At 56.0% G+C, this 7500-nt stretch carries 2 protein-coding genes, 1 tRNA gene, 2 rRNA genes and 1 pseudogene (1 of these 6 only partly in view); 5 read left to right on the forward strand and 1 reads right to left on the reverse strand.

Going from position 1 to position 7500, the window contains the following annotated elements; translation table 11 throughout:
- Positions 1–381 precede the first annotated feature (381 nt).
- The 4 genes from EN874_RS12680 (at position 382) to EN874_RS12695 (ending at position 5862) form a co-directional block, all read left to right on the forward strand.
- Positions 382–3248: ribosomal RNA gene (locus EN874_RS12680) — 23S ribosomal RNA — on the forward strand.
- A 258-nt stretch (positions 3249–3506) separates the two neighbouring features.
- Positions 3507–3621: ribosomal RNA gene (gene rrf / locus EN874_RS12685) — 5S ribosomal RNA — on the forward strand.
- 217 nt (positions 3622–3838) lie between these two features.
- Positions 3839–3915: transfer RNA gene (locus tag EN874_RS12690), tRNA-Met, on the forward strand.
- Positions 3916–4506: 591 nt separating this feature from the next.
- A complete protein-coding gene (locus EN874_RS12695) occupies positions 4507–5862 on the forward strand; it encodes an FAD-binding oxidoreductase (protein ID WP_168247464.1) in 1356 nt (451 codons plus the stop codon).
- Positions 5863–6141: 279 nt separating this feature from the next.
- On the opposite strand, the gene EN874_RS12700 is transcribed toward EN874_RS12695, so the two are convergent.
- A complete protein-coding gene (locus EN874_RS12700; protein ID WP_127428825.1) occupies positions 6142–7353 on the reverse strand; it encodes a hypothetical protein in 1212 nt (403 codons plus the stop codon).
- Between the two features lie 143 nt (positions 7354–7496).
- Between EN874_RS12700 and EN874_RS12705 the strand changes: the two are divergent.
- Positions 7497–7500, forward strand: a pseudogene (locus EN874_RS12705) (FAD-dependent oxidoreductase) (its annotated part continues 254 nt past the right edge of the window); the annotation flags it as partial.

The raw sequence follows: 7500 nt of genomic DNA on the forward strand, positions 1-7500 counted from the left end.
CCTTTGCGGATTGCGTGTTGGTGTCGAGTAGAGATGAGAGAAAAGTCATTCGAAAATGAGTTTGCGGCGAGCCAAAGCTCTCCGCCTGTTCTGTTTGACATCGTAAAGAGAAGATTTGTTCGAACTTCATGCTCCGCAAGGGTCATGATTTGTCGCAAGGGACGCTCAATCCCTTGCATATGATGGGTTTGCCTAACCGCGCCCTCGAACCGATCTCGAGAAGCTGGTCTTTTTGTGCCAATTCCATTGAAGCGCAATCCCGCAAGGGATTGTCGCTCAAGTGCGACGATCTCTGCGAGATCGCGCTTGGCTAACCTCGCAAGGGGGTGGCTGAAGCGACGATTTCTTCGAAATCGCGCGATGGATATTGGCAATGAGAACGATCAAGTGTCTTAAGGGCAATTGGTGGATGCCTTGGCATGCACAGGCGATGAAGGACGTGATACGCTGCGATAAGCTACGGGGAGGTGCGAATACCCTTTGATCCGTAGATCTCCGAATGGGGAAACCCACCTAAGGTACTTGGAAAATCAGAGCTGCAGAGCGATCTGCTGCTGTGGTTTCCAAGTATCGCTAATAGGTAACTTATCCTGAATACATAGGGATAAAGTGGCGAACGCGGGGAACTGAAACATCTAAGTACCCGTAGGAAAGGACATCAACCGAGACTCCGGAAGTAGTGGCGAGCGAACCCGGACCAGGCCAGTGGCGATTGAGAGACAAGCGGAACCTTCTGGAAAGTAGGGCCATAGCGGGTGACAGCCCCGTACGCGTAATGCGATCAATCGTCCTTGAGTAAGGCGGGACACGTGAAATCCTGTCTGAAATTGGGAGGACCACCTTCCAAGCCTAAGTACTCGTGCATGACCGATAGCGAACTAGTACCGTGAGGGAAAGGTGAAAAGCACCCCGACAAGGGGAGTGAAAGAGTACCTGAAACCGATTGCCTACAAACAGTGGGAGCCCGTCCTTCAAATCGCTTGACGATTTGAAGAACTTTTGATTTTGCCATCAAGAGCGCAAGCGCTTTGATGGGCGGGTGACCACGTACCTTTTGTATAATGGGTCAGCGACTTAGTGTGACGAGCAAGCTTAAACCGGTAGGTGTAGGCGCAGCGAAAGCGAGTCTGAACAGGGCGTTCAGTTCGTCGCATTAGACCCGAAACCGAGTGATCTAGCCATGAGCAGGCTGAAGGTAAGGTAACACTTACTGGAGGGCCGAACCCATAACTGTTGCAATAGTTCGGGATGACTTGTGGCTAGGGGTGAAAGGCCAATCAAACTCGGAAATAGCTGGTTCTCCGCGAAATCTATTTAGGTAGAGCGTCGACCGAATACCCCAGGGGGTAGAGCACTGGATGGGCTAGGGGTCCTCACCGGATTACCAAACCTAACCAAACTCCGAATACCTGGGAGTACTAGTCGGCAGACACACGGCGGGTGCTAACGTCCGTCGTGAAAAGGGAAACAACCCTGACCTACAGCTAAGGTCCCCAAGTTATGGCTAAGTGGGAAAGGATGTGAGGATCCCAAAACAACCAGGATGTTGGCTTAGAAGCAGCCATCATTTAAAGAAAGCGTAACAGCTCACTGGTCTAAATAAGGGTCTTTGCGCCGAAAATGTAACGGGGCTAAAGCCATACACCGAAGCTTAGGGTTCGTGAGCAATCACGAGCGGTAGCGGAGCGTTCTGTAAGCTGATGAAGCCGTACCCGTGAGGGGCGGTGGAGGTATCAGAAGTGCGAATGCTGACATGAGTAACGTAAGGGGAGTGAGAGACTCCCCCGCCGAAAGACCAAGGGTTCCTGCTTAAAGTTAATCTGAGCAGGGTTAGCCGGCCCCTAAGACGAGGCGGAAACGCGTAGTCGATGGGAACCACGTTAATATTCGTGGGCCTGGAGGTAGTGACGGATCACACAAGTTGTCCAATCTTATCGGATTGAAAGGGCAGCGGAGTGGTTCCAGGAAATAGCTCCTCCTTATAGACCGTACCCGAAACCGACACTGGTGGTCTGGTAGAGTATACCAAGGCGCTTGAGAGAACTATGCTGAAGGAACTCGGCAAATTGCACGCGTAACTTCGGAAGAAGCGTGACCCTTTTCTGCGCAAGCAGAGGAGGGTGGCACAGACCAGGGGGTAGCGACTGTTTATCAAAAACACAGGGCTCTGCGAAGCCGCAAGGCGACGTATAGGGTCTGACGCCTGCCCGGTGCTGGAAGGTTAAGAGGAGGGGTGCAAGCTCTGAATCGAAGCCCCAGTAAACGGCGGCCGTAACTATAACGGTCCTAAGGTAGCGAAATTCCTTGTCGGGTAAGTTCCGACCTGCACGAATGGCGTAACGACTTCCCCGCTGTCTCCAGCATAGACTCAGTGAAATTGAATTCCCCGTGAAGATGCGGGGTTCCTGCGGTTAGACGGAAAGACCCCGTGCACCTTTACTATAGCTTTACATTGGCATTCGTAGTGGCATGTGTAGGATAGGTGGTAGGCTTTGAAGCCTGGGCGCCAGCTCAGGTGGAGCCACCCTTGAAATACCACCCTTATTACTATGGATGTCTAACCGCGGCCCGTTATCCGGGTCCGGGACAATGTATGGTGGGTAGTTTGACTGGGGCGGTCGCCTCCTAAAGAGTAACGGAGGCGCGCGATGGTGGGCTCAGAACGGTCGGAAATCGTTCGCTGAGTGCAATGGCATAAGCCTGCCTGACTGCGAGACTGACAAGTCGAGCAGAGACGAAAGTCGGTCATAGTGATCCGGTGGTCCCGCGTGGAAGGGCCATCGCTCAACGGATAAAAGGTACGCCGGGGATAACAGGCTGATGACCCCCAAGAGTCCATATCGACGGGGTTGTTTGGCACCTCGATGTCGACTCATCGCATCCTGGGGCTGGAGCAGGTCCCAAGGGTATGGCTGTTCGCCATTTAAAGCGGTACGTGAGTTGGGTTCAGAACGTCGTGAGACAGTTCGGTCCCTATCTGCCGTGGGTGTAGGAATATTGAAAGGATCTGTCCCTAGTACGAGAGGACCGGGATGGACGGATCTCTGGTGGACCTGTTGTGGCGCCAGCCGCATTGCAGGGTAGCTATATCCGGACGGGATAACCGCTGAAGGCATCTAAGCGGGAAACCCACCTTGAAACGAGTATTCCCTGAGAACCGTGGAAGACGACCACGTTGATAGGCCGGGTGTGGAAGAGCGGCAACGCTTGAAGCTTACCGGTACTAATAGTTCGATCGGCTTGATCGTTCTCATTCCTAATATCCATCTTGTTCTCACTCACGCTTGTTCCGCCCTTCGGGCGGCGCTACGTGGGTGCGGCGCATCGGCGCCGACGGCCGGTCGACCTTGCGAAGCTTCGCTTCGAAGGGCGCCAGACCGAAAGAACAACCAAGGCACAAAGGCGACGATCCTCGGATCGCGCTGCGACGATCCTTTGGATCGCGCTGCGACGATCCTTTGGATCGCGCTTGAACAGCTTCTCGATTTGAACGTGCGTTTTGCCGACCTGGTGGTTATGGCGGAGCGGCTGCACCCGATCCCATTCCGAACTCGGCCGTGAAACGCTCCAGCGCTGATGGTACTTCGTCTCAAGACGCGGGAGAGTAGGTCGCTGCCAGGTCTGCCAAGCGCACGTTCATCTCACATCCGGATCAAGCGGATCCGGATGGAAATCTTCTCCCTACGATTATTGTGATGCATGTCGTAGTCCCAAAACCGCCAGGCACTTTTGGGCGACATGCATAAGGCCCGCCAAACGGGATCATGGGCCGCGCAAGCGGCCCTTTCATTTGGCGGTCTCTTGAAATCGGTAAGCTCAAGCTTACCTCTATCGTTGACGCGGGGTGGAGCAGCCCGGTAGCTCGTCAGGCTCATAACCTGAAGGTCACAGGTTCAAATCCTGTCCCCGCAACCAGATACCAAAAACGGCCCGCCTCCCGCGGGCCGTTTTGCTATCTGGCTGAGTTGCAGCGAGATCCAACGAAAGGCGTTCCCGCCGACGCGGTCCTTTCGCGGCTGGAGGCGCGTCATCGCGCGAAACAGGCGAAAGCCAGATAGGGATGGAGTATCGGATTGTCTTCGAGTTGATAGTCCAAGCGCAGTGCTGGAGTGATGCTTTCGGCTGGACGCTTCTGGATCTGATGCGTCGAACTGCGAGTGAAATCGTAGCGAAGTTCGCGCGAACTTCAGGGAGCGTTTGATTTACCTGTAGAAGCAACGGGGACTGTCGAGATTGAGCGCGGCAAAGAAGGCTGAGGTTTTTGGCGAGCGCGCTTAGATAAAGAGAAAATTCAAGCCTGCAGCTGAAGCCGCATAAGAACCTGGCCCGCGCGGTTCGGGCACTAGGATCCAGCGGCAACGTCAGCTGTTGCATCGGATCGTCGCCGGGATCATGATGGCCTTGGCTAATAATTCCGACGTAGAACCGTTCGGACCGTTCGCTTTCTGCGCCGGTTTCACCGTGGCTTCCGCGGCAGTGCGGTCGCCTGACAGGAGGGGAAGCGTCATGGAAGTCCAAACAGAACTTGCTCGCAATTTTCTCGGATCAGTTCTCCAGCCCGGCGCGCCTACTTTTGATGAGGTAAGGAGGATACACAATGGCCTCGTCGACCGACGCCCCGCAGTCATTGCCCGTTGTCGAGGTATTGCCGACATCGTCGATGCTGTCCTTTACGCCCAAGCGACCGGTCTGGAGATTTGCATACGCGGCGGCGGCCACAACGTCGCTGGGCGTGCGGTGGTCGACAATGGCCTTATGATCGACCTCTCCTTGATGAAAGGAGTTCACGTGAATGCTGCCGTCCGTACGGCCGTAGTCGAGGGCGGGGTGACTTGGAGGGAGTTAAATAGAGAGACCCAGTTACATGGTCTTGCGACCACTGGAGGCGTGATTGGAAGTACTGGTGTTGCTGGACTTACCCTCGGCGGCGGCCTTGGATGGCTTATGCCGAAATACGGAATGGCGCTGGACAATCTGATCTCCGTCGATCTGGTGCTCGCCGACGGTTCCGTGGTGACGGCGAGCGCCGACGCAAATCCCGATCTCTTCTGGGCGCTCCGTGGCGGCGGTGGCAACTTCGGCGTTGCCGCTTCCTTCGAGTTCCGCCTGCATTCCGTCGGCCCAGTCGTGTTCGGAGGGATCGTTGCCTTTCCATTCCGAGAGGCGAGACAAGTCCTCCGCGGGTTCCGGGACCTCGCTGAAAATGCCTCGGACGACCTTATGCTCGTCGCCGCCTTAACTACCGCGCCAGACGGCTCGGGCACCCCGATCGTTGCCATCGTTTCCTGTCATATCGGCTCACCCGAAGATGCGGAGATCGTTGGACGCAAGATCCGGAGCTTTGGCACCGTAGCGGTGGATGCGTTAGGGCCGATACCCTATGTGGACCTCAATGGAATGCTGGACGCGGGCTTCCCTTCCGGCGCATTCAACTACTGGAAGTCCACGTTCCTTCCGCGCCTTGACGACGATGCTGTCGAGGCCCTCGTGATCGCATATGAGCGCTGCCCGGTTCCAACAAGCTCGATCTTGCTGGAAGGTTTCCACGGCTCTGCGTCGCGCGTTCCGGTAGAATCCACCTCCTTCGCGCTCCGTGACATTGGCTTCAACACGCTCGTGCTTGGCCAATGGATGGACAAGGCCTCTGCGGATCGCACCACCGCTTGGGCGCGCGCCAGCTTCGATGCCCTCGAGCCCTTTGCTGGCAAGCGTCGCTATGCAAATTATTTGGGGGCAGACGAGGACGCCGGCGCGGCAGCGTTGGCCGCCTATGGTCAAAACCTCGCAAGGCTGCGGCAGTTGAAAACGCGCTATGACCCCAACAACATCTTCCATCATAACCTGAACATACCACCCGCCTAGGATATGGCGTTCGAGTCATTAGACCGCTACATCGCTAAACCCACTATCGAGGAGGCGGCGTTTTCCTATCGGCGACAGTCTAAATAAAGGTCGTCCAGGCCAATCCTCCCAAGGATCTGTTCGTCCGTGAATCTGGATCGTTTCATTGCCCGTCTCCTCTTCCAGAGAACAGGCTAACCTCAAGGCGAGGACTTTCCAGGGGAGCAGGTCAACTGCCCTTCGGTGAACTTCTGCAAGGTTCGACATCGAGGCATAGCGGCTGATTAGGCCTCGACCGAGTTACTGGCAGCACACCTTGCGAACGTAGGTGTTGCCGAAGGTCGCGTAGGCGTCGTCGGGGATCGCGCCCCTGGCCTTCATCTCGTTTACTAAGCTCTTGGCCATTTGCTCGTCATACGTGCTTTCCAAGGTGATCGCGAACCAGCCATTTGTGGCAAGATAGGCAGAAAGAGGAATCGATGCGGAGCGCACATATGCTTCGGCGTCTGCATAGTTGTTGAAGCTCTTGACCTGAATATGCCTCTTTCCGAATGGGCCGCTGTCGTATTGGTCGACGTGAACCCAGGTGTCGTGCATGTAGCCAACTTGATTTCCGGCCTGGATTCGGTACCAGCGACCGCTGTTACCAAGGATTGCCACCCAACTTCCGTTCCTCAGCACCGCCACATTTGCCGACTTTCCCTCTGGCGAGGTCTTGAGGGGCGCGGAGCCCCTGGGATGGCCGATGCGACCCGAGCGGGCCTGCGGAATTGCGAGTGACAGAGCAGCAGGAGGAGGCGGAGCAACTGACTGGGGCGGAGCAGCAGTCGGGGGCGGGGTGACTTGCGGCTGAGGTGTTGGCGTCGAGGATGGTGCTTGGCTCGCCACCTGACTTTGGCCGGCGCCCGGTACGAAGGTCACAACCTTGTACTTCACCATCTCGCTCATCGACAGATATCGGATGTCGTTGCTGTCATATTGAAGCGAAAGCTGGAGGAGGGCCGGGTCCACGCCCATTTCAATCATGTAGGTCATGACATCGGCGGTAATCTGCTGGACGGCGGAGACAGCTTCCTGGGTGGTGAGAGGAACGTTGCCCTGGAAAGATGACTTGTGAACTCCAATGGAGCCCGGGTCAGCGTAGCGGATGACGCCGCCTAGGAAAGCAAGAGAGCATGCGGAGGCACATTCGACAGCCTTGAACTGGATCGTATTGATGCCTAGCCTGCGTATGAGGCGGCCTAGTTCCATTGCCTTCTGAATGTTGCCGCCTGGAGACGCGAATGTGATTGTGGTCGCCGAATTGGATCGCACCTGGTTCTCAAAGATAGACAGGTCGTCCTGGTAGGCGAAATCGCCTGACACCGGGATGTAATGCAACCCCCAGTCAGTTTGTCCTGCTTGGAATTGCAAGCCAGCGCGGGCCGTCGTTGTGGCTAACAGCGCCGATGCAATAAACAGCAATACGCGGATAAAAAAACGCGAAACATAGCCCCAGACAACCCCGGCCATATGTCTAGCGCGAACAGCGAATGCCTGTCGATTCAATGTTGGGAAGGTGGTGAACTTCAGGCAGAGTTTCTGCACGTTCGCACAGCGGCGCGTGCGGGTGTGCAGGATTCCGTCACCGTCAGTCCTAGAACTTCAGACCGGCGGCCC

The sequence above is a fragment of the Mesorhizobium sp. M1D.F.Ca.ET.231.01.1.1 genome, from assembly GCF_003999155.2.
GTDB lineage: Bacteria > Pseudomonadota > Alphaproteobacteria > Rhizobiales > Rhizobiaceae > Mesorhizobium.